The sequence below is a fragment of the Enterobacter cloacae complex sp. S1 genome (assembly GCF_014930525.1).
GTDB classification, from domain to species: domain Bacteria; phylum Pseudomonadota; class Gammaproteobacteria; order Enterobacterales; family Enterobacteriaceae; genus Enterobacter; species Enterobacter hormaechei_C.
Map to the genome: position 1 here is coordinate 51,078 of NZ_JADBRE010000009.1, position 25,508 is coordinate 76,585.

A 25,508-nucleotide genomic window follows, 5' to 3' on the forward strand; every position below is an offset into this window, starting at 1 on the left:
CGCATATCACTACTCAAATAGCGCGAAGCCAGGCTTAACAGTCACCACGGACCATTTGCAATGGTGAACAATATGACCGACTTAACCGCGCAAGAAGCCGCCTGGCAGACCCGGGATCATCTCGATGACCCCGTCATTGGCGAACTGCGCAACCGTTTTGGGCCGGATGCCTTTACTGTTCAGGCCACCCGCACCGGGGTACCCGTTGTTTGGGTGAAGCGTGAGCAATTACTGGAAGTTGTCGATTTCCTCAAGAAATTGCCAAAACCTTACGTCATGCTGTTTGACTTACACGGCATGGACGAACGTCTGAGAACGCACCGCCAGGGTCTCCCTGCTGCGGATTTTTCCGTTTTCTACCACCTGATCTCAATAGACCGCAACACGGATATCATGCTCAAGGTGGCATTGTCTGAAAACGACATGCATCTGCCGACGATCACCAAACTTTTCCCGAACGCCAACTGGTACGAGCGTGAAACCTGGGAAATGTTCGGCATGACCTTCGACGGTCACCCGCATCTGACGCGCATCATGATGCCGCAGACCTGGACCGGCCACCCGCTGCGTAAAGACTACCCGGCACGCGCCACCGAATTCGACCCGTTTGAGCTGACCAAAGCCAAGCAGGATCTGGAGATGGAAGCGCTGACCTTCAAGCCGGAAGACTGGGGCATGAAGCGCGGCACCGAAAACGAGGACTTCATGTTCCTCAACCTCGGTCCAAACCACCCGTCTGCGCACGGTGCATTCCGTATTATTCTTCAGCTTGATGGCGAAGAGATTGTCGACTGCGTGCCTGACATCGGCTACCACCACCGTGGTGCCGAGAAGATGGGTGAGCGTCAGTCCTGGCACAGCTACATTCCGTACACCGACCGTATCGAATACCTCGGCGGCTGCGTGAACGAAATGCCATACGTGCTGGCCGTTGAGAAGCTGGCAGGCATCACCGTCCCGGATCGCGTTAACGTGATTCGCGTGATGCTGTCTGAACTGTTCCGTATTAACAGCCACCTGCTGTACATCTCCACGTTCATTCAGGACGTCGGCGCGATGACGCCGGTCTTCTTCGCCTTTACCGACCGTCAGAAAATCTACGATCTGGTGGAAGCGATTACCGGTTTCCGTATGCACCCGGCCTGGTTCCGCATCGGCGGTGTGGCGCACGATCTGCCGCGCGGCTGGGACCGCCTGCTGCGTGAATTCCTCGACTGGATGCCGAAACGTCTGGCGTCTTACGAGAAAGCCGCGCTGCGTAACTCCATCCTGAAAGGCCGTTCTCAGGGCGTTGCTGCCTACGGCGCGAAAGAAGCGCTGGAGTGGGGAACCACAGGTGCAGGTCTGCGTGCGACGGGTATTGATTTCGACGTGCGTAAAGCCCGTCCTTACTCTGGTTACGAGAACTTCGACTTTGAAGTCCCGGTTGGCGGCGGCGTATCCGACTGCTACACCCGCGTGATGCTGAAAGTGGAAGAGCTGCGCCAGAGCCTGCGCATCCTTGAGCAGTGCCTCAACAACATGCCGGAAGGCCCGTTCAAGGCGGATCACCCGCTGACGACGCCGCCACCGAAAGAGCGCACGCTGCAACATATCGAAACCCTGATCACCCACTTCCTGCAAGTTTCCTGGGGCCCGGTCATGCCAGCACAGGAATCCTTCCAGATGATTGAAGCGACCAAGGGTATCAACAGCTACTACCTCACCAGCGACGGCAGCACCATGAGCTACCGCACCCGCGTGCGTACGCCAAGCTTCGCGCACTTGCAGCAGATCCCGGCCGCCATTCGCGGCAGTCTGGTCTCCGACCTGATTGTGTATCTGGGTAGTATCGATTTTGTTATGTCAGATGTGGACCGCTAATTATGCACGAGAATCAACAACCACAAACCGAGGCTTTTGAGCTGAGTGAAGCAGAGCGTGCCGCCATTGAGCACGAGATGCACCACTACGAAGACCCGCGTGCGGCGTCCATTGAAGCGCTGAAAATCGTACAGAAACAGCGTGGTTGGGTGCCGGATGGGGCGATCTACGAGATCGCAAAAGTGCTGGGCATTCCGGCAAGTGACGTAGAAGGCGTAGCCACGTTCTACAGCCAGATCTTCCGTCAGCCGGTAGGCCGCCATGTGATCCGCTACTGTGACAGCGTGGTCTGCCACATCACCGGTTATCAGGGCATTCAGGCTGCGATTGAGAAGAAACTCAATATCAAGCCGGGCCAGACCACCTTCGACGGACGCTTTACTCTGCTGCCAACCTGCTGCCTGGGTAACTGCGACAAGGGGCCGACCATGATGATTGATGAGGACACTCACAGCCATCTGACGCCGGAAGCGATTCCTGACCTGCTGGAGCAGTACAAATGAAAACTGTAATTCGTACTGCTGAGACGCATCCGCTGACCTGGCGTCTGCGTGATGACAAACAGCCGGTCTGGCTCGACGAATATCAGAGCAAAAACGGCTATGCCGGCGCGCGTAAAGCCCTCGGCGGCATGGCGCCGGACGACATCGTTAACGCGGTGAAAGAGTCTGGCCTGAAAGGCCGCGGGGGCGCGGGCTTCTCCACCGGTCTGAAGTGGAGCCTGATGCCGAAAGACGAATCCATGAACATCCGTTACCTGCTGTGTAACGCCGATGAAATGGAGCCGGGTACCTATAAAGACCGCCTGCTGATGGAACAGCTGCCGCACCTGCTGGTGGAAGGCATGCTGATCTCCGCGTTCGCGCTGAAAGCGTACCGTGGCTATATCTTCCTGCGCGGTGAATACATCGAAGCGGCTGAAAACCTGCGTCGCGCGATTGCCGAAGCCACTGAAGCCGGTCTGCTGGGTAAAAACATCCTGGGCACCGGGTTTGACTTCGAGCTGTTCGTGCACACCGGTGCCGGGCGTTATATCTGCGGTGAAGAAACCGCGCTGATTAACTCCCTGGAAGGCCGCCGCGCGAACCCGCGCTCCAAGCCACCGTTCCCGGCAAGCTCCGGCGTGTGGGGTAAACCGACCTGCGTCAACAACGTCGAAACCCTGTGCAACGTCCCGGCGATCCTCGCGAACGGCGTGGAGTGGTATCAGGGCATCTCCTCAAGCAAAGATGCCGGTACCAAGCTGATGGGCTTCTCCGGTCGCGTGAAGAACCCTGGCGTCTGGGAGCTGCCGTTCGGCACCACCGCACGCGAAATTCTTGAAGACTACGCCGGCGGCATGCGCGATGGCCTGAAATTCAAAGCCTGGCAGCCGGGTGGGGCAGGGACGGACTTCCTGACCGAAGCCCACCTTGACCTGCCAATGGAGTTCGAAAGCATTGGTAAAGCAGGCAGCCGTCTGGGTACAGCGCTGGCGATGGCCGTCGACCACGAGATCGGCATGGTATCCCTGGTGCGTAACCTGGAAGAGTTCTTCGCCCGCGAGTCCTGCGGCTGGTGTACACCGTGCCGTGATGGTCTGCCGTGGAGCGTGAAGATCCTGCGTGCTATCGAACGTGGCGAAGGCCAGCCTGGCGATATCGAGACACTTGAGCAACTGTGTCGATTCTTAGGGCCGGGTAAAACCTTCTGTGCCCACGCACCGGGCGCCGTCGAGCCGCTGCAAAGCGCGATTAAATATTTCCGCGACGAATTCGAAGCAGGCATCAAGCAGCCGTTCAGCAATACCCATTCGATCAATGGTATTCAGCCGAACCTGCTGAAAGCGCGCTGGTAAAAACAGAATTTTGATTAACGCTCGGTTTCGGCCGAGCCAACTGGAAGCATGCTAATGGCTACGATTCATGTAGACGGCAAAGAATACGAAGTCAACGGGGCGGACAACCTGCTGGAAGCTTGTCTGTCTCTTGGCCTCGATATTCCGTACTTTTGCTGGCATCCGGCGCTGGGCAGCGTCGGTGCTTGCCGCCAGTGTGCGGTGAAGCAATATCAAAACGCGGAAGACACGCGTGGTCGCCTGGTGATGTCCTGTATGACGCCAGCCGCCGAAGGCACCTTTATTTCGATTGATGACGAAGAAGCCAAACAGTTCCGTGAAAGCGTGGTGGAGTGGTTGATGACCAACCACCCGCACGACTGTCCGGTGTGTGAGGAGGGCGGTAACTGCCACCTTCAGGATATGACCGTCATGACCGGTCACAGCTTCCGTCGCTATCGCTTTACCAAGCGTACCCACCGTAACCAGGATCTGGGGCCGTTCATCTCTCACGAAATGAACCGCTGCATCGCCTGCTACCGCTGCGTGCGTTATTACAAAGATTATGCAGACGGACAGGATCTGGGCGTATATGGCGCGCATGACAACGTCTACTTCGGTCGTCCGGAAGACGGTACGCTGGAAAGCGAATTCTCCGGTAACCTGGTAGAAATCTGTCCGACCGGCGTATTCACGGATAAAACCCACTCTGAACGTTACAACCGTAAATGGGACATGCAGTTTGCGCCAAGCATCTGCCAGCAGTGCTCCCTTGGCTGTAACACCAGCCCGGGTGAACGTTACGGCGAACTGCGTCGTATCGAAAACCGTTACAACGGTACAGTTAACCACTACTTCCTCTGCGACCGCGGTCGTTTCGGCTATGGCTATGTGAACCTGAAAGACCGTCCGCGTCAGCCGGTTCAGCGCCGTGGCGACGACTTCATTACTCTCAACGCCGAGCAGGCGATGCAGGGCGCGGCGGATATTCTGCGTCAGTCGAAGAAAGTGATCGGCATCGGCTCCCCGCGCGCCAGCATCGAAAGCAACTTCGCGCTGCGCGAGCTGGTTGGGGCGGAAAACTTCTACACCGGTATCGCCCAGGGCGAGCAGGAACGTCTCCAGCTGGTGCTGAAAGTGCTGCGTGAAGGCGGCATTCATACGCCTGCGCTGCGCGAAATCGAATCCTATGATGCGGTTCTGGTGCTGGGTGAAGACCTGACGCAGACCGGCGCACGCGCGGCTCTGGCGGTTCGTCAGGCGGTGAAAGGTAAAGCACGTGAAATGGCAGCGGCGCAAAAAGTGGCTGACTGGCAAATTGCGGCCATTCTCAACATCGGTCAGCGCGCGAAGCATCCTCTGTTTGTGACTAACGTTGACAACACTCGTCTGGACGATATCGCCGCGTGGACCTACTGCGCGCCGGTTGAAGATCAGGCGCGTCTCGGCTTTGCCATTGCCCACGCGCTGGACAGCAACTCGCCGGCCGTTGAACTGGATCGCGACCTGCAAAACAAGGTCGATGTGATTGTTCAGGCACTGGCGGGGGCGAAGAAACCTCTGATTATTTCCGGTACCAACGCCGGTAGCGCTGAAATCATTCAGGCCGCAGCGAACGTTGCCAAAGCCCTGAAGGGCCGCGGCGCTGACGTCGGTGTGACTATGATTGCCCGTGCGGTGAACAGCATCGGTCTGGGTATGATTGGCGGCGGCTCGCTGGAAGACGCGTTAAGCGAACTGGAATCCGGTGCCGCTGACGCCGTTGTGGTGCTGGAAAACGACCTGCATCGCCATGCTTCTGCCGCTCGCGTTGACGCCGCGCTCTCCAGAGCGCCGCTGGTGATGGTTATCGACCATCAGCGCACCGCGATCATGGACAAAGCGCACCTGGTGCTCTCTGCGGCAAGCTTCGCAGAAAGCGACGGGACGGTGATCAACAACGAAGGCCGCGCCCAGCGTTTCTTCCAGGTTTATGACCCGGCCTACTACGACAGCAACACCGTGATGCTGGAAAGCTGGCGCTGGCTGCACTCTCTGCACAGCACCGTGCAGAGCCGTGAAGTGGACTGGACGCAGCTCGACCACGTTATTGACGCGGTTGTTGAGAAACTGCCTCAGCTGGCGGGTATTAAAGACGCCGCGCCTGACGCAAGCTTCCGCATTCGCGGCCAGAAACTGGCGCGTGAGCCGCACCGCTACAGCGGTCGTACCGCGATGCGCGCCAACATCAGCGTGCACGAACCGCGTCAGCCGCAGGACAAAGACACCATGTTTGCCTTCTCGATGGAAGGGAACAACCAGCCGTCTGCGCCGCGTTCGCAAATCCCGTTTGCATGGGCACCGGGCTGGAACTCCCCGCAGGCATGGAACAAGTTCCAGGCTGAAGTGGGCGGTCACCTGCGCCACGGCGATCCGGGCGTGCGTCTGATTGAAGCCTCCGAAACCGGTCTGGACTTCTTCACCACCGTTCCGGCGAGCTTCCAGGCGCAGGAAGGTCACTGGCGTATTGCACCGTACTACCATCTGTTCGGTAGCGACGAAATGTCCCAGCGTTCTCCGGTATTCCAGCAGCGTATGCCGCAGCCGTACATCAAGCTCAACCCGGCGGATGCCGCGAAGCTTGGCGTTAACGCGGGTGCGAACATTGCCTTTAGCTACGACGGCCAGACAATCAGCCTGCCGCTGATTATTTCTGAACGCCTGTCAGCAGGGCAGGTGGGTCTGCCGATGGGTATGCCTGGCATCGCGCCGGTCCTGGCGGGTGCGCATCTTGATAACCTTCAGGAGGCAAAAGCATGAGTTGGTTAACGCCGGATCTTATCGACATCCTGCTGAGCATTCTGAAAGCGGTTGTGATTCTGCTGGTGGTCGTCACCTGCGGCGCGTTCATGAGCTTTGGTGAACGTCGTTTGCTCGGTCTGTTCCAGAACCGTTACGGACCGAACCGCGTGGGCTGGGGTGGTTCACTCCAGCTGGTCGCGGACATGATCAAGATGTTCTTTAAAGAGGACTGGGTTCCGCGCTTCTCGGACCGCGTGATCTTTACGCTGGCGCCGATGATTGCCTTCACCTCGCTGCTGCTGGCGTTTGCTATCGTTCCGGTCAGCCCGACCTGGGTGGTGGCTGACCTGAACATCGGCATTCTGTTCTTCCTGATGATGGCAGGCCTCGCGGTTTACGCGGTGCTGTTCGCAGGCTGGTCCAGTAACAACAAATACTCGCTGCTGGGTGCGATGCGTGCTTCCGCGCAGACGCTGAGCTACGAAGTGTTCCTGGGGCTCTCCCTGATGGGCGTGGTGGCGCAGGCCGGTTCATTTAACATGACCGACATCGTCAACAACCAGGCCGACATCTGGAACGTTATCCCGCAGTTCTTTGGGTTTATTACCTTTGCCATCGCGGGCGTGGCGGTGTGTCACCGTCACCCGTTTGACCAGCCAGAAGCCGAACAGGAACTGGCCGACGGTTACCACATTGAATATTCCGGTATGAAGTTCGGTCTGTTCTTTGTGGGCGAGTACATCGGTATCGTCACCATTTCCGCGTTGATGGTAACGCTGTTCTTTGGTGGCTGGCATGGCCCGTTCTTACCGCCGTTCATCTGGTTCGCGCTGAAAACCGCGTTCTTCATGATGATGTTCATTTTGATTCGCGCAGCGTTACCGCGTCCGCGTTATGACCAGGTAATGTCCTTCGGCTGGAAAGTGTGCCTGCCGCTGACGCTCGTCAACTTGTTGGTAACGGCGGCTGTCATTCTCTGGCAGCAGCCATAAGGGGCTTTGAGATCATGACCTTAAAAGAATTATTGGTAGGTTTCGGCACTCAGGTACGCAGTATCTGGATGATCGGCCTGCATGCGTTTGCCAAACGCGAAACCCGGATGTACCCGGAAGAGCCGGTATATCTGCCGCCGCGCTACCGTGGACGTATCGTGCTGACGCGCGACCCGGACGGTTCCGAGCGTTGCGTTGCCTGTAACCTGTGTGCGGTAGCGTGTCCGGTGGGCTGTATCTCTCTGCAAAAAGCAGAGACGGTAGACGGCCGCTGGTACCCTGAGTTCTTCCGCATCAACTTCTCACGCTGCATTTTCTGCGGTCTGTGTGAAGAAGCGTGCCCAACCACGGCGATTCAGCTGACTCCAGACTTCGAGCTGGGTGAGTACAAGCGTCAGGATCTGGTGTACGAGAAAGAGGATCTGCTGATTTCCGGTCCGGGCAAATACCCGGAATATAACTTCTACCGGATGGCGGGTATGGCAATCGACGGCAAAGATAAAGGCGAAGCAGAGAACGAAGCTAAGCCTATCGACGTCAAGAGCCTGTTACCGTAAGGAGAGGGCAATGGAATTCGCTTTTTATATCTGTGGCCTTATCGCCATCCTGGCTACGCTGCGAGTGATCACGCACACCAATCCGGTGCATGCGCTGCTGTATTTAATCATTTCGCTGCTGGCTATTTCCGGGGTGTTCTTTGCGCTGGGCGCGCACTTCGCTGGTGCGCTGGAAATCATCGTCTACGCCGGGGCCATCATGGTGCTGTTTGTGTTCGTGGTGATGATGCTGAACCTGGGCGGCTCTGAAATTGAGCAGGAACGTCAGTGGTTAAAACCGCAGGTGTGGATTGGTCCGGCAATTTTGTCGGCCATCATGCTGGCGGTGATTGTTTACGCCATTCTGGGCGTCAACGACCAGGGTATCGACGGGACGCCAATCAGCGCGAAAGCCGTGGGTATCACCCTGTTTGGTCCGTACGTTCTGGCGGTTGAGCTGGCCTCAATGCTGCTGCTGGCGGGTCTGGTTGTGGCCTTCCACGTTGGCCGCGAAGAGCGTGTCGGCGAGGTGCTGAGCAACCGCACTGACGACCGCGCGAAAAGAAAAACGGAGGAACGCGCATGATCCCCTTAACACATGGACTGATCCTCGCTGCGATTTTATTCGTTCTGGGCTTAACTGGTCTGGTTATCCGCCGCAATCTGCTGTTTATGCTGATCGGTCTGGAAATCATGATCAACGCTTCCGCGCTGGCCTTTGTGGTCGCCGGCAGCTACTGGGGCCAGACCGATGGTCAGGTGATGTACATTCTCGCCATCAGCCTCGCGGCTGCTGAAGCGAGTATTGGCCTGGCGCTGTTGCTACAGCTCCATCGTCGCCGCCAGAACCTGAACATCGATTCAGTAAGTGAGTTGCGTGGATGAACATGCTTGCCTTAACCATTATTTTTCCGCTGATTGGCTTCGTGCTGCTGGCGTTTTCTCGCGGCCGCTGGTCTGAGAATCTGTCTGCCACCGTGGGCATTGGCTCTATCGGCCTGGCTGCGCTGGTCACAGCGTATGCGGGTATCGACTTCTTTAACAATGGACGTCAGGCCTACAGCGTACCGCTGTGGAACTGGATGTCGGTCGGTAACTTCAACATCGGTTTCAACCTGGTGCTGGATGGTCTGTCTCTGACCATGCTCTCCGTAGTTACCGGCGTCGGCTTCCTGATCCACATGTTCGCCTCCTGGTACATGCGCGGTGAAGAGGGATACTCCCGCTTCTTCGCCTACACCAACCTGTTTATCGCCAGCATGGTGGTTCTGGTGCTGGCCGATAACCTGCTGCTGATGTATCTGGGCTGGGAAGGCGTGGGTCTGTGTTCCTACCTGCTGATCGGTTTCTACTACACCGATCCGAAGAATGGCGCAGCGGCCATGAAAGCGTTCGTCGTGACCCGCGTGGGTGACGTGTTCCTCGCTTTCGCGCTGTTCATTCTTTACAACGAACTGGGCACGCTAAACTTCCGCGAAATGGTGGAACTGGCGCCGGCGCACTTCGAAGCAGGCAACAACATGCTGTGGTGGGCAACGCTGATGCTGCTGGGTGGCGCTGTGGGTAAATCCGCGCAGCTGCCGTTGCAGACATGGCTGGCCGACGCGATGGCGGGTCCAACCCCTGTCTCCGCGTTGATCCACGCCGCGACCATGGTCACCGCCGGTGTCTACCTGATTGCGCGTACCCATGGCCTGTTCCTGATGACCCCGGAAATTCTGCATCTGGTGGGTATTGTCGGTGCGGTTACGCTGGTGCTGGCAGGCTTTGCCGCGCTGGTGCAGACCGACATCAAGCGCGTGCTCGCGTACTCCACCATGAGCCAGATTGGTTACATGTTCCTGGCGCTGGGCGTTCAGGCGTGGGACGCCGCCATTTTCCACCTGATGACGCACGCGTTCTTTAAAGCGCTGCTGTTCCTTTCATCCGGTTCGGTGATCCTGGCCTGCCACCACGAGCAGAACATCTTCAAAATGGGCGGACTGCGTAAGTCTATCCCGCTGGTGTATGTCTGCTTCCTGGTAGGCGGCGCGGCGCTGGCGGCACTGCCGCTGATTACCGCAGGCTTCTTCAGTAAGGACGAAATCCTGGCGGGCGCCATGGCGAATGGTCATATCAATCTGATGGTTGCGGGTCTGGTCGGTGCGTTTATGACCTCCCTGTACACCTTCCGTATGATTTTCATCGTCTTCCACGGTAAAGAACAAATTCACGCTCACGCAGGGAAGGGGATTACCCACCACCTGCCGCTGATTGTGCTGCTGGTCCTGTCCACCTTCGTTGGCGCGATGATTGTGCCACCGTTGCAGGGCGTACTGCCGGCGACAACCGAGCTTGAGCACGGTCGCGTTCTGACGCTTGAAATCACCTCCGGCGTAGTGGCTATCGCGGGCATCCTGATTGCCGCATGGCTGTGGCTGGGCAAACGCACGCTGGTGACTGCCGTTGCCAACAGCGCGCCGGGCCGTCTGCTGGGCACCTGGTGGTACAACGCATGGGGCTTCGACTGGCTGTACGACATGATCTTCGTGAAGCCGTTCCTGGGTATTGCGTGGCTGCTGAAGCGCGATCCACTGAACAGCCTGATGAATATCCCCGCGATCCTCTCTCGCTTTGCAGGTAAAGGCCTGCTGTTCAGCGAGAACGGTTATCTGCGCTGGTATGTGGCGTCCATGAGCATCGGTGCGGTTGTCGTACTGGCGCTGCTGATGGTGTTGCGTTGATTTTGAGTTAGCGGGGATTGTCTACGGACCGTAGGCCCGGTAAGCGAAGCGCCACCGGGCAAAAGGCCCCGCACTCAAACGTGAATTTTATTCGAATTCGTTGAAAATCAGGCCCCTGCTGGGGGCCTTAAAAAGGAATGTAAATCGCCATGTTACTACCCTGGCTAATATTAATTCCCTTCATCGGCGGCTTCCTGTGCTGGCAGACCGAACGCTTTGGCGTGAAGATGCCGCGCTGGATCGCGCTGATCACCATGGGATTGACGCTCGCGCTTGGTCTGCAACTCTGGTTGCAGGGTGGCTACTCACTGACTCAGTCTGCGGGCCTTCCGCAGTGGCAGTCTGAGTTCATTCTGCCGTGGATCCCACGTTTTGGTATTACGATCCACCTCGCGATTGACGGTCTGTCACTGCTGATGGTCGTGCTGACCGGTCTGCTCGGCGTTCTGGCGGTACTCTGCTCCTGGCGAGAAATCGAAAAATATCAGGGCTTCTTCCACCTGAACCTGATGTGGATCCTGGGCGGCGTGATCGGCGTGTTCCTGGCCATCGACATGTTCCTGTTCTTCTTCTTCTGGGAGATGATGCTGGTGCCGATGTACTTCCTGATCGCGCTGTGGGGCCACAAGGCATCCGACGGTAAAACGCGTATCACGGCGGCCACCAAGTTCTTCATCTACACCCAGGCGAGTGGTCTGGTGATGTTGATTGCCATCCTGGCGCTGGTATTCGTGCATTACAATGCGACCGGCGTCTGGACCTTCAACTATGAAGATCTGCTGAAGACCCCGATGTCCCACGGCGTGGAATACCTGCTGATGCTCGGCTTCTTCATCGCCTTCGCGGTGAAAATGCCGGTCGTACCGCTGCACGGCTGGCTGCCGGACGCGCACTCTCAGGCGCCAACGGCGGGTTCCGTTGACCTGGCGGGTATCTTGCTGAAAACGGCGGCCTACGGTCTGCTGCGTTTCTCCCTGCCGCTGTTCCCGAACGCCTCCGCAGAGTTCGCGCCGATTGCCATGTGGCTTGGCGTGATCGGTATCTTCTACGGTGCGTGGATGGCCTTCACGCAGTACGACATCAAACGTCTGATTGCTTACACCTCCGTTTCCCACATGGGCTTCGTGCTGATTGCCATCTACACCGGCAGCCAGTTGGCGTACCAGGGCGCGGTGATCCAGATGATTGCGCACGGCCTGTCTGCTGCCGGTCTCTTCATCCTGTGTGGTCAGCTGTACGAACGTCTGCATACCCGCGACATGCGTATGATGGGCGGCCTGTGGGGCAAAATGAAATGGCTGCCGGCGCTCTCCATGTTCTTCGCGGTGGCGACTCTGGGTATGCCGGGTACCGGTAACTTCGTCGGCGAGTTTATGATCCTGTTCGGCAGCTTCAACGTGGTACCGACGATCACCGTCATCTCCACCTTTGGTCTGGTATTTGCCTCCGTGTACTCGCTGGCGATGCTGCACCGCGCTTACTTCGGTAAAGCGAAGAGTGAAATTGCTGCACAAGAACTGCCGGGGATGTCGCTGCGTGAGCTGTTCATCATCCTGCTGCTGGTCGTACTGCTGGTGCTGTTGGGCTTCTATCCGCAGCCGATTCTGGATACCTCGCACTCCGCGATGGGTAACATCCAGCAGTGGTTTGTTAATTCTGCTTCTACTACAAGGCCGTAATTCGCCATGACAATAACTCCACAACAACTGATCGCGCTGCTACCGCTGCTGATCGTCGGATTGACGGTGGTGGTTGTGATGCTCTCCATTGCGTGGCGACGCAATCACTTCCTGAATGCGACCCTGTCCGTTCTGGGTCTGAACGCTGCGTTAGTCTCCCTCTGGTTTGTTGGCCAGGCGGGAGCGATGGACGTCACGCCGCTGATGCGCGTTGACGGTTACGCCATGCTCTACACCGGTCTGGTGCTGCTGGCGAGCCTGGCAACCTGTACCTTTGCGTACCCGTGGCTCGAAGGTTACAACGACAACAAAGAAGAGTTTTACCTGCTGGTACTGATTGCCGCACTGGGCGGTATTCTGCTGGCGAACGCGAACCACCTGGCCGCGCTGTTCCTCGGTATTGAGCTGATCTCACTGCCGCTGTTCGGCCTGATTGGTTACGCTTTCCGCCAGAAGCGCTCTCTGGAAGCGAGTATCAAGTACACGATCCTGTCTGCTGCCGCGTCGTCGTTCCTGCTGTTCGGTATCGCGCTGCTGTACGCACAGACGGGGAACCTCTCCTTCATGGCGCTCGGTAAGAGCCTCGGCGACGGCATGCTGCATGAGCCGCTGCTGCTGGCGGGTCTGGGCATGATGATTGTTGGCCTTGGCTTTAAACTCTCTCTGGTTCCGTTCCACCTGTGGACGCCAGACGTATACCAGGGCGCTCCGGCTCCGGTCTCGACCTTTCTGGCGACGGCGAGCAAAATCGCTATCTTCGGTGTGGTCATGCGTCTGTTCCTGTACGCCCCGGTGGGTGACAGCGAAGCGGTTCGCGTGGTGCTGGGCATCATCGCGTTCGTCTCCATCATCTTCGGTAACCTGATGGCGCTGAGCCAGACCAACATCAAGCGTCTGCTGGGCTACTCCTCTATCTCCCATCTGGGTTACCTGCTGGTGGCGCTGATTGCGCTGCAAAGCGGTGAGATGTCGATGGAAACCGTGGGCGTCTATCTGGCCGGTTACCTGTTCAGCAGCCTCGGCGCGTTCGGCGTGGTGAGCCTGATGTCCAGCCCGTACCGTGGCCCGGATGCGGATTCCCTGTTCTCCTACCGTGGTCTGTTCTGGCACCGTCCGATTCTGTCTGCGGTAATGACCGTGATGATGCTCTCTCTGGCGGGTATCCCGATGACGCTGGGCTTTATCGGTAAGTTCTACGTGCTGGCCGTCGGTGTGCAGGCGGGTCTGTGGTGGCTGACGGCGGGTGTCGTTATCGGCTCCGCGATTGGTCTCTATTACTACCTGCGCGTTGCCGTGAGCCTGTACCTGAGCGCGCCTCAGCAGCTCAACCGCGATGCGCCGTCCAACTGGCAGTACAGCGCCGGCGGTATCGTGGTGCTGATCTCCGCGCTGCTGGTGCTGATCTTCGGTATCTATCCGCAGCCGCTGATTGATATCGTGCAGCGCGCGATGCCGCTGATGTAAAAACAAAAAACCCGCCTCGGCGGGTTTTTTATTGTTTTCTCCCTCTCCCCGTGGGAGAGGGCCGGGGTGAGGGCACCAGCCCGCACAGAGTAAAACATGCCCAGCGGCGCTACGCTTGCAGGGCCTACGGGTCCTGTAGGTCGGGTAAGCGTAGCGCCACCCGACTAAGCCAGCTGCTTGCGGCTAATCAACGGCCCGTCAATCTTCTTCATAGACCGATCCAGCACCTCTTCAATCACCGACGACAGCTCATTCAGCTCAAACTTCGCCACATAGCCGTCCGCCTTCACTTTGCGAATATGATCTTCGTTCGCGTTGCCGGAAAGAGACGAGTGGATCACCACCGGAATATCTTTCAGTACCGGGTCGGATTTGATTTTGCGCGTCAGCGTAAAGCCGTCCATCTCCGGCATTTCGAGGTCGGTTAATACCAGGGCAATCTTATCGGTAACGGGAACGCCCTCGGCCTGTGCCTGCGCGGCCAGCTGAGTGATTTTCTCCCACGCGTCTTTGCCGGTGATATGCAGCTGGGCCGGGATCTCCATCGCCTGCAATCCCTTCTCCAGCATTGAGCGCGCTACTTTTGAATCTTCTGCAACAATCGCGACAGAGCCAGGCTTGATGTTGAATTTGGTGGTTTCCAGATGGGTGGCGTGCAGATCGTGGTTCGCCGGGGTGATGTCGTACAGGATCTGCTCCACGTCCAGCACCATCGCCAGATCGTTGGTATCGGTCTTCTCGTCCAGACAGGCAATGCTGGTGATGTAGCGACCGCTGACGGCGGTTTCCGCGGCGTGCACCTGCTTCCAGTCCAGACGCATGATGTTTTCCACCGATTCTACGGCAAACGCCTGCACGCTGCGGGCATATTCGGTGATCAGCAGGATGTTCAGCCCGGTGGCTGGTTTGCAGCCGGCGACGGCGGCCAGATCGATCACCGGGATCACCTGGTCACGAATGTTCACCATCCCCATCAGCGGAGACTTCATTCCCGCCGGTTTGGTGAAGGTCGGCATCGGCACAATTTCGCGCAATTTGAATACGTTGATGCCGAACAGCTCGGATTTATTTTCGTTCAGAGAGGTGCCAAGACGGAACAGCAACAGTTCAAAACGGTTGGACAGGGTCAGGTTTGCCCTGTCATCAATATCTTTCTGGAAATTATCCATTCTACCCTCAAGAGAAATGCTGGCCTTTTAATCGTTATCGGCACGCTGAGGGAAAAATGAAGGACTAAACGCTGACCTGAGCAAAATCTTCCGCCAGCTCGCATGCCGGAAATACTTCCCGGCACTCTGCCAGCAGGCTTTCAGCGCCGCGGACGTCATAGCGTGAGCTGACGTGAGTAACAATCAGTTTCCGGACGCCAGCCTCACGTGCCAGCTGCGCCGCCTGACGCGTAGAGCTGTGCCCCCGGCTGTTGGCTTTTTCTTCCATCGCCGCTTCCAGCGTCGCCTCATGCACCATCACATCTACACCTCTGGCAAGCCTGAGCGCCGAAGGGCAGGGGGCGGTATCCCCAAAAATAGCCAGATTTTTGCCCGGCTGCGGTGGGGCGAGGTAATCCTGACCGTTGATGACGCGCCCGTCTTCCAGCGTGACGGTCTCGCCGTGCTTCAGACGCTGGAACAGCGGGCCTGGTTTCACCCCATCGGCCTGCAACGCGGCGGCGTTCAGCGCCCCGGGCTTGTCATGCTCCTCAACGCGATAGCCGTAGCATTCCACCGGATGGTTAAGCGGGTAAGCGCGCACCAGGTAATCTCCGTCATCGAACACCAGACCCTCGCCGATCTCTAACACCTCCAGCGGATAATCGGTCCACGAGCCGCTCAGGCGCAGCGTGGTTTCAACGAATTCCTGAATACCCGCGGGGCCATAAATGGTCAGCGGGTTAGCGTTACCGGCCATCGAACGGCTGCACAGCAGGCCCGGCAGGCCAAACAGATGGTCGCCGTGCAGATGGGTGATAAATATTTTATCCACTTTCCCCGGGTGGTATGAGGTATGCAGCAGCTGATGTTGCGTACCCTCGCCGCAGTCAAACAGCCACAGCCCACCGCGGGTAGGATGCTTAAGATCCAGCAGAATCGCCGTCACGTTTCGTGAGCGGGTTGGCACCCCGGCGGACGTACCCAGAAAAATCAGTTCCATAACGCAATCAGCCCTTTGCCGAATGGGAAGGGGTTTAGTATAACGTGATGAACACCAGGAAGGAGAAACACATGATCCAGTGGCAAGATCTACACCACAGCGAACTGACCGTGCATTCACTCTACGCCCTGCTCAAGCTGCGCTGCGAAGTCTTTGTGGTTGAACAAACCTGCCCGTATCAGGATATCGACGGCGATGACCTGATCGGCGAGAACCGGCACATCCTCGGCTGGCGCGATAACGAGCTGGTGGCGTATGCGAGGATTCTGAAAAGCGAAGAGGATTTTGACCCTGTCGTCATTGGCCGCGTCATTATCAGCGGCCGCGCGCGCGGTGAAAAGCTGGGCTATCAGCTGATGGAAAAAACGCTGGACGCATGCCAGAAACAGTGGCCGGACAAGGCGTTATACCTGGGCGCGCAGGCGCATTTGCAATCATTCTATGGCCATTTTGGTTTCACCCCGGTCACGGACATTTACGACGAAGACGGCATCCCACACATCGGCATGGCACGCGAAGCGAAACAGGCGCAATAGCAATACGTTGTCTATAGTTACCGGACTGGTGTACTAACATGGAGAAAAATATGTCATTTCAATCCTGGGATACCCGAGTCGACGACGACCTGACACTGCTAAGCGAAACGCTGGAAGAAGTGCTGCGCTCTTCAGGCGATCCTGCCGATCAGAAGTACATTGAGCTCAAAGCCCGCGCCGAGCAGGCGCTGCATGACGTGAAAAACCGCGTCAGTAACGCATCCGACAATTACTACTACCGCGCCAAGCAGGCGGTTTATCGTGCCGACGATTATGTGCATGAAAAACCGTGGCAGGGCATTGGGGTCGGTGCGGCCGTAGGGCTGGTGCTGGGTCTGCTGTTAGCCCGTCGTTAAGCCGGTAAACCACTCCCTACACGTGGGTACTGCTATTTATCGTCAGTACCCCGTATAATATAAGGCTTTAACAGGGAGAGGTTCGCGTGCACTCGATTTTCCTCGCGCTGCAAAGCCTGCGTACTCAGCTTGCGCAAGCGTTGCCAGCTACACCCGGTTTACGCCATTTCGATGTCTCTTTCCCGTTAAACGACGCCTTCGATCCGCTGGCCTGGCTCGGTGTGCAGCGATGCTATCCTCAGTTTTACTGGCAACAGCGCAGCGGCGATGAAGAACTTGCCGCGCTCGGAAGCCTCGCCCATTTTGATTCTCTGGCCTCGGCCTCGCGGTTTTTGCACACCCACGACGTAGCCAATGACACCCGTATCTGCGGCCTGAACGCCTTCAACCCGGCGCAGGGCAAGCTGTTTTTACCGCGCCTTCTCTGGCGACGGTCTGGCGGGGTCGCCACGCTGCGTCTGCAACTGTGGAGCGAAACGTCGCTGCGGGAAGATGCCCGTGAGGCGCTGAATTTTGTCGATAACCTGCGCGACGCCGCGCCGATCCGCCCGTTGTCCGTGCAGATTGTGCAGGAAACCCATCATCCGGAAAAACCGGAATGGCTGGCGTTGATTCGTCAGGCGACGGATACCCTTGCTCGCGGCGATTTTGAGAAAGTGGTCCTCGCACGTGCTACAGACGTGCATTGCCAGCAGCCCGTGAACGCCATCGCGCTGATGGCTGCCAGCCGCGCGCTAAACCTCAACTGCTATCATTTTTGTATGGTCTTTGACGCCAGCAACGCGTTCCTCGGCTCGACGCCTGAACGCCTGTGGCGGCGACGCGGCACGCTGCTGCGCACTGAAGCGCTGGCAGGCACCGTCGCCAGCCATTCTGACGATAAGCAGGCCCAGCGTCTGGGCGACTGGCTGATGAATGACGACAAAAATCAGCGGGAAAATATGCTGGTGGTGGAAGATATCTGCCAGCGTCTTCAGCACCATACCCGGACGCTGGAGATCCTGCCTGCGCAGGTGCTGCGTCTGCGCAAGGTGCAGCATTTACGCCGCTGTATCTGGACCGAACTTAAACAGCCTGACGACGAGCAGTGCCTGCATATTCTGCAACCGACGGCGGCGGTGGCCGGGCTGCCGCGACAGGCGGCGCGAGAATTTATTGCGAAAGTGGAGCCGTTTGACCGGGAGTGGTACGCCGGGTCGGCGGGCTATTTATCGCGCGATCAAAGCGAATTCTGTGTGGCATTACGCTCCGCCCGCGTTCACGACGCTGCGCTGCGTCTTTATGCGGGGGCGGGCATCGTCAGCGGCTCCGATCCGGAGCAGGAGTGGCAGGAGATCGAAAACAAGGCCGCCGGGCTGCGTTCCCTTCTCCTAAGGGATTAATACTGATTCGTGCAATCCCGATTCATATCAAAATTCTGACTTTTTCTATTATTTATACTGTGTCGCATTCTTGATACTGGACAATCTCATGTCAGTAAGTTCTTTTAACCGACGCTGGGCGGCGGTGATCCTTGAAGCCCTGACCCGTCATGGTGTCAGGCATGTGTGTATTGCCCCGGGCTCTCGCTCCACGCCGCTCACCCTTGCTGCCGCGGAAAACCGGGCTTTTATTCACCACACCCATTTTGATGAGCGGGGTCTGGGCCATCTGGCGCTCGGGCTGGCGAAAGTCAGCAAAGCGCCCGTGGCGGTGATAGTCACCTCCGGCACGGCGGTGGCGAACCTCTATCCGGCGCTGATAGAAGCGGGATTAACCGGCGAAAAGCTGATTTTACTCACTGCCGACCGTCCCCCGGAACTTATTGACTGCGGTGCTAATCAGGCGATTCGTCAGCCTGGCATTTTTGCCTCGCATCCTTCACAGACGGTCTCGTTGCCGCGCCCCACTCAGGACATTCCCGCCAGCTGGCTGGTCTCAACTCTCGACCACGCCATGAACGCACTGCGCAGCGGCGGGCTGCACATTAACTGCCCGTTTGCCGAGCCGCTGTACGGCGAAATGAACGATACTGGCCTCGTCTGGCAACAGCAGCTGGGTGACTGGTGGGAGAGCGAAAAACCCTGGCTGCGCGAGCAGACGCATCTGGAAAGCGCAAAACAGCGCGACTGGTTCTTCTGGCGCCAGAAGCGCGGCGTGGTGATTGCCGGGCGGATGAGTGCGGCGGAAGGCAAGCTGGCGGCGGAGTGGGCACAAACGCTTGGCTGGCCGCTGATTGGTGACGTGCTTTCCCAGACGGGCCAGCCGCTGCCCTGCGCCGACCTCTGGCTGGGTAACGCGAAAGCGGTTACCGAGCTGGCACAGGCGCAGATTGTCGTCCAGCTGGGATCGAGCCTGACGGGGAAGCGTCTGCTCCAGTGGCAGGCCACCTGTACCCCAGAAGAGTACTGGCTGGTGGATCCGCTCGAAGGACGCCTTGACCCGGCGCACCATCGCGGCCGCCGCCTGGTGAGCAACATTGACAGCTGGCTGGAATTGCATCCGGCGGAAAAACGCAAACCCTGGGCGGCGGAGATCCCGGCGCTGTCACGTCAGGCGTGGGAACTCACAAAAGCGCAGTGCGAGGCGTTCAGTGAAGCCGGGCTTGCGCACCGTATCCGCAAATATCTTCCCGAACAGGGACAACTTTTTGTCGGTAACAGCCTGGTGGTGCGCCTGATTGACGCCTTTTCGCAGCTGCCGGAGGGATATCCGGTGTACAGCAACCGGGGCGCGAGCGGCATTGACGGCCTGATCTCCACCTCCGCTGGCGTACAGCGGGCCAGCGCGAAATCCACGCTGGCGATTGTGGGGGATCTCTCAGCGCTCTACGATCTCAATGCGCTGGCGCTCCTGCGTCAGGCGTCGGCCCCGTTCGTGCTGATTGTTGTGAACAATAACGGCGGGCAGATTTTCTCGTTGCTGCCGACGCCGCAAAGCGAGCGTGAGCGCTTCTATCTGATGCCGCAAAACGTGCAGTTCGAACACGCCGCCGCCATGTTCAGCCTGAAGTACCATCGCCCGGAAAACTGGGACGCGCTGGAGACGGCGCTGAACACCGCCTGGCGGCAGCCTGGCGCGACGCTGATTGAGCTGGTGGTAAACGATGCTGACGGCGCGCAGAAGCTGCAACATCTGCTTGCGCAGGTGAGTCACCTGTGATCCTCGCAGGCGTCTCCCAGCCAGGAAAACCAGGTTACCCCTGGCTGGTTTTCCTGCACGGTTTTTCCGGCGACTGTCGCGAGTGGCAGGCTGTCGGGGCGTCGCTGCATGACTACCCCCGGCTCTACCTTGACCTGCCCGGGCACGGTGGTTCAGCGGATACGGGCGTGACGGGGTTTGCAGAGGTAAGTGAATTGCTCTCGCATACCTTTGTTAGTTACAACATACTAAGATACTGGCTCGTGGGGTACTCCCTCGGCGGCCGCATTGCGATGTTCCATGCCTGCCAGCATCCTGCGGGGTTAGACGGGGTGATTGTGGAAGGTGGGCACCCGGGCCTGCAAGACGCCGATGCGCGCCAGGCCCGGCTGATCTCTGACCGCCGATGGGCGTCACGGTTTCGCAGTGAGCCGCTGGAGGCCGTCTTTGCCGACTGGTATCAACAGCCGGTCTTTGCCTCACTTACGGATGATCAGCGCAGGGCGCTGATCGCGCTGCGCAGCCGGAACAACGGCCCGAGGCTGGCAGAGATGCTGGAAGCCACCTCGCTTGCCGTTCAGCCTGATTTACGGCCCGCGCTCACCGCGCGTGACTTTTCTTTTGACTTTCTCTATGGCGAACGTGACGGGAAGTTTGCAGCTATCGCCGCTGAACTTAACGCCACGCGTCATGCTATCCCTCACGCCGGACACAACGCCCACCGGGACAACCCGGACGCGGTTGCCGCGAGTCTGGCTCAGATACTGCGTTATCGAACAAAGGACACGCTATGATCTATCCTGATGAACACATGCTTTACGCGCCGGTTGAATGGCAGGACTGCTCCGAAGGCTACACCGACATTCGTTACCACAAATCCGCCGATGGTATCGCCAAAATCACCATCAACCGTCCACAGGTGCGCAACGCGTTTCGTCCACTGACCGTAAAAGAGATGATCCAGGCGCTGGCGGATGCCCGCTACGATGACACTATCGGCGTCATCATCCTCACCGGGGAAGGGGAGAAAGCCTTCTGCTCCGGCGGCGATCAGAAAGTCCGCGGTGACTACGGCGGATACCAGGATGATGCGGGCACGCACCACCTGAACGTGCTGGATTTCCAGCGCCAGATCCGTACCTGTCCAAAACCGGTGGTCGCGATGGTGGCAGGGTATTCCATCGGCGGCGGTCACGTGCTGCACATGATGTGTGACCTGACGATCGCGGCGGAAAATGCCATTTTCGGTCAGACTGGCCCGAAAGTAGGCTCTTTCGACGGCGGCTGGGGCGCGTCCTATATGGCGCGCATTGTCGGTCAGAAAAAAGCCCGCGAAATCTGGTTCCTGTGCCGTCAGTACAACGCCCAGGAAGCGCTGGATATGGGGCTGGTTAACACCGTGGTGCCGATCGCCGATCTGGAAAAAGAGACCGTGCGCTGGTGTCGCGAAATGCTGCAAAACAGCCCAATGGCGCTGCGCTGCCTGAAAGCGGCCCTCAACGCCGACTGTGACGGTCAGGCGGGCCTTCAGGAGCTGGCAGGTAACGCCACCATGCTGTTCTATATGACCGAAGAGGGTCAGGAAGGGCGCAACGCGTTCAACGAAAAACGCCAGCCGGACTTCAGCAAATACAAACGGAACCCGTAATGCGTTGCGCGCAGGTTTACCGCTGGCAGATACCGATGGACGCGGGCGTGGTGCTGCGTGAACGGCGGTTAAAAACCCGTGACGGCTTTTGCGTGCATCTCCGGCAGGGCGAGCGGGAAGGGTGGGGCGAAATCGCCCCGCTTCCGGGTTTTAGCCTGGAAACGCTGGACGAGGCGCAGGCTGCGCTGATGGCCTGGACGTACGAATGGCGTGAGGGAGCAGATCCGGCGCTGCCGGACGTTCCTTCCGCCGCGTTCGGCATCAGCTGTGCGCTGGCAGAGCTGGACGGCAGTTTACCAGACGCGGCGAACTATTGCGCCGCGCCGCTCTGTACCGGCGATCCGGATGAACTTTTCGCGCTCCTTTCCGCGATGCCTGGCGAGAAGGTGGCGAAAATAAAGGTTGGCCTGTACGAAGCAGTGCGCGACGGAATGGTGGTTAACCTGTTACTGGAAGCCATTCCCGATCTACACCTGCGCCTGGACGCCAACCGCGCCTGGACGCCGCTCAGGGCGCAACAGTTTGCGAAGTACGTCAACCCGGCGTACCGCAGCCGCATCGCGTTTCTCGAAGAGCCGTGCAAAACGCGCGACGACTCGCGCGCCTTTGCCCGGGAAACCGGCATTGCCATTGCCTGGGATGAGAGCCTGCGCGAAGCCGATTTCGCGTTTGCCGCCGAGCCGGGCGTCAGGGCCGTGGTGATTAAGCCAACGCTGACCGGCAGCCTCGACAAGGTGCGCGAGCAGGTTGCGGCGGCCCATGCCGCAGGGCTGACGGCGGTGATCAGTTCATCCATCGAATCCAGCCTCGGCCTGACGCAGCTGGCGCGCATCGCTGCATGGTTAACGCCGGACACCGTTCCCGGTCTCGATACGCTAAACCTGATGCAGGCCCAGCTGATTCGCCAGTGGCCTGGCAGCACCTTGTCGTGCCTCGACGTCGGGGCGCTGGAGCCACTGCGATGAGTTTTACCGACTGGCCGTGGCGGTACTGGCGCACCCGGCGTGCCGATAAATCCGCGCTGCGTTTAGACGATATAACGCTCAGCTGGTCTCAGCTGGGCGAGCGTATCGATCGTCTCGCAGCCGGTTTTCAGTCTCAGGGCGTTACGGACGGTGACGGCGTCATGCTGCTCGCCCACAACCACCCGCAGACCCTGCTGGCCTGGCTGGCGCTGCTTCAGTGCGGCGCCCGCATTTTGCCGGTGAACCCTCAGCTTCCCCGTCCGCTGCTGGACGTCCTCCTGCCGCAGATGACCCTGCGCTTTGCGCTGGTGCTTAACGGTGAGTATGACGGTCTGCCCGGTCTGGTATTAAGAGAGGGCGAGGGGCAGGGCGGCGTGACGTGGCGGGCAGAACGGCTGGCCTCAATGACGCTCACCTCTGGCTCCACCGGCTTGCCGAAAGCGGCGGTGCACACCTGTGCCGCCCACCTTGCCAGCGCAAAGGGCGTGCTGGCGCTGATGCCTTACGGCGGTAGCGATGACTGGCTGCTCTCTCTGCCGCTGTTTCACGTCTCCGGTCAGGGGATTTTGTGGCGCTGGTTGCAGGGCGGAGGCCGTCTCACCGTGCGTGAAAAACAGCCGCTGGAGCAGGCGCTACAGGGCTGTACCCACGCCTCGCTGGTGCCAACGCAGCTGTGGCGGCTGCTTAATTCACACCATCCCGTCGCGCTGAAAGCCGTGCTGCTCGGCGGGGCGGAAATCCCCGTTGCGCTGACCGAACAGGCGCGCGAGCAGGGGATCCGTACGTTCTGCGGCTACGGTCTGACCGAGTTCGCCTCCACCGTCTGCGCCAAAGAGGCCGACGGCGCGCCGGACGTGGGCAGCGCGCTGCCGGGCAGAGACGTTCAGGTGGTGAATGGTGAAGTCTGGATCCGGGCGGAAAGCATGGCGGCGGGCTACTGGCGAGACGGCGCATTATTGCCTCTGGTCAATGAGCAGGGCTGGTTCGCCACCCGCGATCGCGGCGAGTGGCATGACGGACGCCTGACCATTCTGGGCCGAATGGACAATCTCTTTTTCAGCGGTGGAGAAGGGATCCAGCCCGAAGCGCTGGAGCGCGTTATCGCCACGCATCCGCAGGTAAGCCAGGCGTTTGTCGTTCCGCTGGATGATGCCGAGTACGGGCAACGTCCGGTGGCGGTAGTGGAATGCGAGCCGGGCACGGATATCACGCTGCTGCCGGAGTGGGTTCAGGGCAGGCTGGCGCGCTTTGAGCAGCCGGTACACTGGCTGGCGCTGCCGTCAGAACTGAAAAATGGCGGGATTAAAATCTCCCGCCAGGCGTTAAAGCAGTGGGTCAATGCCCTGTTGAGGGGCTAATCAACCGATATCCGGCTGCGGTTTGTGCTGGCGTCGGCGGACCCAGCGCAGCACCGGCGGCACGACAATCACCATAATCGCCATTGCCAGCAGGATCTTCGTCACGCTGCTCTCCCACAGGATCCCCATGTTGCCGTTGCTGATGGAGAGGGCGCGGCGCAGGTTCTGCTCCAGCATTTCCCCCAGCACAAACCCTAAAATCAGCGGCGACATCGGGAAGTGCATCTTGCGCAGAATGTAGCCCAGCACGCCGAGCAGCACCATCAACACCAGGTCGAAGGTGGTGCTGTGCACCGCGTACACCCCAACCGCAGAGACGGCGGCGATGGCCGGGACCAGGAACCACAGGGGAATGGTCAGCATGCGGGTGAACAGGCCGATCAGCGGGATGTTCATTACCAGCAACATCACGTTGGCGATCAGCAGGGCGGCAATTAAACCCCAGACGATATCGGGCTGCTCGGTAAACATCGCCGGACCCGGGGTGATGTTATAGAGCGTCAGCGCGCCCATCATTACCGCCGTGGTGCCGGAGCCCGGCACGCCGAGGGTCAGCATCGGGATAAACGAGCCGCAGGCCGAGGCGTTATTCGCCGCCTCCGGCGCTGCCACGCCGCGGATATCGCCTTTGCCGAAGCTGTCGCTGTTACCGCTCAGCTTTTTCTCGGTCATGTAGGTGATAGCGCTGGCGATAGTAGCCCCCGCGCCGGGCAGAATGCCGACGAAGAAACCGATCACCGACGAACGCAGGGTGGCGCCCACACACTGCGCCCCCTCTTTGGCATTAAAGAGCATACGTCCGGTTTTACGCACCAGCGTCTGCCCGCTGCTGGTATGCTCCAGCATCAGTAAGATTTCTGAGACAGAGAACAGACCAATCACCACGACGATAAACTGCACGCCGTCGGAGAGATGAACGCTGTCGAAGGTAAAACGATAAACCCCGGTGTTGGCATCCACGCCGACGGTGGCCAGACTGAGGCCAATCAACGCAGACAAAAACGACTTCAGCGGATTCTGCGCCATCATGCTGCCGAGACAGGCGATGGCGAACACCATCAGGGCAAAATACTCGGCCGGTCCAAACGCCAGCGACCACTGGGCCAGCGCCGGGGCGAAGAGGATGATGCCGCCAATGGCGATCAGGGAGCCAAAGAACGAGCTGACGGCAGAAATAGAGAGCGCCACGCCGCCGCGCCCCTGCTGCGCCATCGGGTAGCCATCCAGCGCGGTCATAATGGCGGCGGCATCGCCGGGCACGTTAAGCAGAATCGAGGAAATACGCCCCCCGTATTCGCAGCCGATATAAACCGTCGCCAGCAGGATCAGCGCCGATTCCGCAGGCAGGTGTAGCGCAAAGGCCAGCGGCAGTAAAATCGCCACGCCGTTGATAGGGCCAAGGCCCGGCAGCAGGCCGACGATGGTCCCGACGAAACAGCCGATCAGGGCGATCACCAGGTTTTCCGGGGTCATCGCTACCGCGAACCCCTGAGAGAGATAGATCCAGGTATCCATAGCGT

At 58.9% G+C, this 25,508-nt stretch carries 22 protein-coding genes; 19 read left to right on the forward strand and 3 right to left on the reverse strand.

The features are described 5' to 3' along the window. Positions 1-60: 60 nt before the first annotated feature. From nuoC to nuoN, 11 genes are all read left to right on the forward strand, one after another. Positions 61-1,863: an NADH-quinone oxidoreductase subunit C/D gene (gene nuoC / locus IM290_RS08055; RefSeq protein ID WP_003861484.1), complete on the forward strand. Its 1,803-nt coding sequence runs from the start codon at positions 61-63 to the stop codon at positions 1,861-1,863. Positions 1,864-1,865: 2 nt separating this feature from the next. After that, the gene (gene nuoE / locus IM290_RS08060; protein ID WP_006176513.1) at positions 1,866-2,366 is read left to right on the forward strand and encodes an NADH-quinone oxidoreductase subunit NuoE; all 501 of its coding nucleotides are present in this window, start codon (positions 1,866-1,868) and stop codon (positions 2,364-2,366) included. After that, positions 2,363-3,700 (forward strand): NADH-quinone oxidoreductase subunit NuoF, encoded by a 1,338-nt coding sequence (gene nuoF, locus IM290_RS08065; protein ID WP_003861487.1) that lies wholly within the window; start codon positions 2,363-2,365, stop codon positions 3,698-3,700. Before nuoE ends, nuoF begins: the two co-directional genes overlap by 4 nt. Positions 3,701-3,754: 54 nt before the next feature. Beyond that, positions 3,755-6,478 carry an NADH-quinone oxidoreductase subunit NuoG gene (gene nuoG / locus IM290_RS08070; protein WP_032102731.1) on the forward strand — a complete coding sequence of 908 codons (2,724 nt, stop codon included), beginning with the start codon at positions 3,755-3,757 and terminating at the stop codon, positions 6,476-6,478. Next, positions 6,475-7,452 carry an NADH-quinone oxidoreductase subunit NuoH gene (gene nuoH, locus IM290_RS08075; RefSeq protein ID WP_003861490.1) on the forward strand — a complete coding sequence of 326 codons (978 nt, stop codon included), beginning with the start codon at positions 6,475-6,477 and terminating at the stop codon, positions 7,450-7,452. The genes nuoG and nuoH overlap by 4 nt, the downstream gene beginning before the upstream one ends. Positions 7,453-7,466: 14 nt before the next feature. Then, entirely contained in the window at positions 7,467-8,009 is a 543-nt protein-coding gene (gene nuoI / locus IM290_RS08080) for an NADH-quinone oxidoreductase subunit NuoI (RefSeq protein WP_003861491.1), read from the forward strand. Positions 8,010-8,019: 10 nt separating this feature from the next. Next, entirely contained in the window at positions 8,020-8,574 is a 555-nt protein-coding gene (gene nuoJ / locus IM290_RS08085) for an NADH-quinone oxidoreductase subunit J (RefSeq protein ID WP_003861493.1), read from the forward strand. After that, the gene (gene nuoK / locus IM290_RS08090) at positions 8,571-8,873 is read left to right on the forward strand and encodes an NADH-quinone oxidoreductase subunit NuoK (protein WP_003861496.1); all 303 of its coding nucleotides are present in this window, start codon (positions 8,571-8,573) and stop codon (positions 8,871-8,873) included. The genes nuoJ and nuoK overlap by 4 nt, the downstream gene beginning before the upstream one ends. Continuing rightward, the gene (gene nuoL / locus IM290_RS08095) at positions 8,870-10,711 is read left to right on the forward strand and encodes an NADH-quinone oxidoreductase subunit L (RefSeq protein ID WP_003861497.1); all 1,842 of its coding nucleotides are present in this window, start codon (positions 8,870-8,872) and stop codon (positions 10,709-10,711) included. Before nuoK ends, nuoL begins: the two co-directional genes overlap by 4 nt. A gap of 149 nt (positions 10,712-10,860) precedes the next feature. Then, on the forward strand, positions 10,861-12,390 hold the full coding sequence (gene nuoM / locus IM290_RS08100) for an NADH-quinone oxidoreductase subunit M (RefSeq protein ID WP_003861498.1): 1,530 nt from the start codon (positions 10,861-10,863) through the stop codon (positions 12,388-12,390). A 6-nt stretch (positions 12,391-12,396) separates the two neighbouring features. Beyond that, a complete protein-coding gene (nuoN, locus tag IM290_RS08105) occupies positions 12,397-13,854 on the forward strand; it encodes an NADH-quinone oxidoreductase subunit NuoN (protein WP_193042317.1) in 1,458 nt (485 codons plus the stop codon). A 164-nt stretch (positions 13,855-14,018) separates the two neighbouring features. Here nuoN and IM290_RS08110 read toward each other — a convergent pair whose 3' ends face one another. Then, positions 14,019-15,023, reverse strand: coding sequence for a chemotaxis protein (locus tag IM290_RS08110; protein ID WP_023304150.1), 1,005 nt, complete (start codon positions 15,021-15,023; stop codon positions 14,019-14,021). Between the two features lie 64 nt (positions 15,024-15,087). After that, a complete protein-coding gene (gene rbn, locus IM290_RS08115) occupies positions 15,088-16,005 on the reverse strand; it encodes a ribonuclease BN (protein WP_111962576.1) in 918 nt (305 codons plus the stop codon). A gap of 71 nt (positions 16,006-16,076) precedes the next feature. Between rbn and IM290_RS08120 the strand changes: the two genes are divergently transcribed. The 8 genes from IM290_RS08120 (at position 16,077) to menE (ending at position 23,988) form a co-directional block, all read left to right on the forward strand. Beyond that, positions 16,077-16,541, forward strand: coding sequence for a GNAT family N-acetyltransferase (locus IM290_RS08120; protein ID WP_023295084.1), 465 nt, complete (start codon positions 16,077-16,079; stop codon positions 16,539-16,541). Positions 16,542-16,591: 50 nt separating this feature from the next. Continuing rightward, entirely contained in the window at positions 16,592-16,897 is a 306-nt protein-coding gene (gene elaB, locus IM290_RS08125) for a stress response protein ElaB (protein ID WP_017693006.1), read from the forward strand. 86 nt (positions 16,898-16,983) lie between these two features. Continuing rightward, complete coding sequence (gene menF, locus IM290_RS08130) at positions 16,984-18,279, forward strand: isochorismate synthase MenF (RefSeq protein WP_017693007.1); 1,296 nt, start codon at positions 16,984-16,986, stop codon at positions 18,277-18,279. Between the two features lie 88 nt (positions 18,280-18,367). Further along, positions 18,368-20,038, forward strand: a complete 1,671-nt coding sequence (gene menD, locus IM290_RS08135; protein WP_193042316.1) for a 2-succinyl-5-enolpyruvyl-6-hydroxy-3-cyclohexene-1-carboxylic-acid synthase — start codon at positions 18,368-18,370, stop codon at positions 20,036-20,038. Beyond that, the gene (gene menH, locus IM290_RS08140) at positions 20,035-20,811 is read left to right on the forward strand and encodes a 2-succinyl-6-hydroxy-2,4-cyclohexadiene-1-carboxylate synthase (RefSeq protein ID WP_193042315.1); all 777 of its coding nucleotides are present in this window, start codon (positions 20,035-20,037) and stop codon (positions 20,809-20,811) included. The genes menD and menH overlap by 4 nt, the downstream gene beginning before the upstream one ends. Then, entirely contained in the window at positions 20,808-21,665 is an 858-nt protein-coding gene (gene menB / locus IM290_RS08145) for a 1,4-dihydroxy-2-naphthoyl-CoA synthase (protein ID WP_003859452.1), read from the forward strand. Before menH ends, menB begins: the two co-directional genes overlap by 4 nt. Then, entirely contained in the window at positions 21,665-22,630 is a 966-nt protein-coding gene (menC, locus tag IM290_RS08150) for an o-succinylbenzoate synthase (RefSeq protein WP_193042314.1), read from the forward strand. Before menB ends, menC begins: the two co-directional genes overlap by 1 nt. After that, a complete protein-coding gene (gene menE / locus IM290_RS08155; RefSeq protein WP_045349096.1) occupies positions 22,627-23,988 on the forward strand; it encodes an o-succinylbenzoate--CoA ligase in 1,362 nt (453 codons plus the stop codon). The genes menC and menE overlap by 4 nt, the downstream gene beginning before the upstream one ends. Here the strand turns inward: menE and IM290_RS08160 are convergent, their stop codons facing one another. Then, positions 23,989-25,503 (reverse strand): tripartite tricarboxylate transporter permease, encoded by a 1,515-nt coding sequence (locus tag IM290_RS08160; RefSeq protein WP_104469198.1) that lies wholly within the window; start codon positions 25,501-25,503, stop codon positions 23,989-23,991. Between the last annotated feature and the right edge of the window lie 5 nt (positions 25,504-25,508).

Coding starts and splice junctions, on each gene's coding strand:
- nuoI (WP_003861491.1), top strand. CDS start 7,467: ATGACCTTAAAAGAATTATTGGTAGGTTTCGGCACTCAGGTACGCAGT.
- menC (WP_193042314.1), top strand. CDS start 21,665: ATGCGTTGCGCGCAGGTTTACCGCTGGCAGATACCGATGGACGCGGGC.
- nuoN (WP_193042317.1), top strand. CDS start 12,397: ATGACAATAACTCCACAACAACTGATCGCGCTGCTACCGCTGCTGATC.
- elaB (WP_017693006.1), top strand. CDS start 16,592: ATGTCATTTCAATCCTGGGATACCCGAGTCGACGACGACCTGACACTG.
- IM290_RS08110 (WP_023304150.1), bottom strand. CDS start 15,023: ATGGATAATTTCCAGAAAGATATTGATGACAGGGCAAACCTGACCCTG.
- menD (WP_193042316.1), top strand. CDS start 18,368: ATGTCAGTAAGTTCTTTTAACCGACGCTGGGCGGCGGTGATCCTTGAA.
- nuoC (WP_003861484.1), top strand. CDS start 61: ATGGTGAACAATATGACCGACTTAACCGCGCAAGAAGCCGCCTGGCAG.
- nuoG (WP_032102731.1), top strand. CDS start 3,755: ATGGCTACGATTCATGTAGACGGCAAAGAATACGAAGTCAACGGGGCG.
- nuoE (WP_006176513.1), top strand. CDS start 1,866: ATGCACGAGAATCAACAACCACAAACCGAGGCTTTTGAGCTGAGTGAA.
- nuoK (WP_003861496.1), top strand. CDS start 8,571: ATGATCCCCTTAACACATGGACTGATCCTCGCTGCGATTTTATTCGTT.
- IM290_RS08160 (WP_104469198.1), bottom strand. CDS start 25,503: ATGGATACCTGGATCTATCTCTCTCAGGGGTTCGCGGTAGCGATGACC.
- menE (WP_045349096.1), top strand. CDS start 22,627: ATGAGTTTTACCGACTGGCCGTGGCGGTACTGGCGCACCCGGCGTGCC.
- nuoL (WP_003861497.1), top strand. CDS start 8,870: ATGAACATGCTTGCCTTAACCATTATTTTTCCGCTGATTGGCTTCGTG.
- rbn (WP_111962576.1), bottom strand. CDS start 16,005: ATGGAACTGATTTTTCTGGGTACGTCCGCCGGGGTGCCAACCCGCTCA.
- nuoH (WP_003861490.1), top strand. CDS start 6,475: ATGAGTTGGTTAACGCCGGATCTTATCGACATCCTGCTGAGCATTCTG.
- menB (WP_003859452.1), top strand. CDS start 20,808: ATGATCTATCCTGATGAACACATGCTTTACGCGCCGGTTGAATGGCAG.
- nuoF (WP_003861487.1), top strand. CDS start 2,363: ATGAAAACTGTAATTCGTACTGCTGAGACGCATCCGCTGACCTGGCGT.
- nuoJ (WP_003861493.1), top strand. CDS start 8,020: ATGGAATTCGCTTTTTATATCTGTGGCCTTATCGCCATCCTGGCTACG.
- nuoM (WP_003861498.1), top strand. CDS start 10,861: ATGTTACTACCCTGGCTAATATTAATTCCCTTCATCGGCGGCTTCCTG.
- IM290_RS08120 (WP_023295084.1), top strand. CDS start 16,077: ATGATCCAGTGGCAAGATCTACACCACAGCGAACTGACCGTGCATTCA.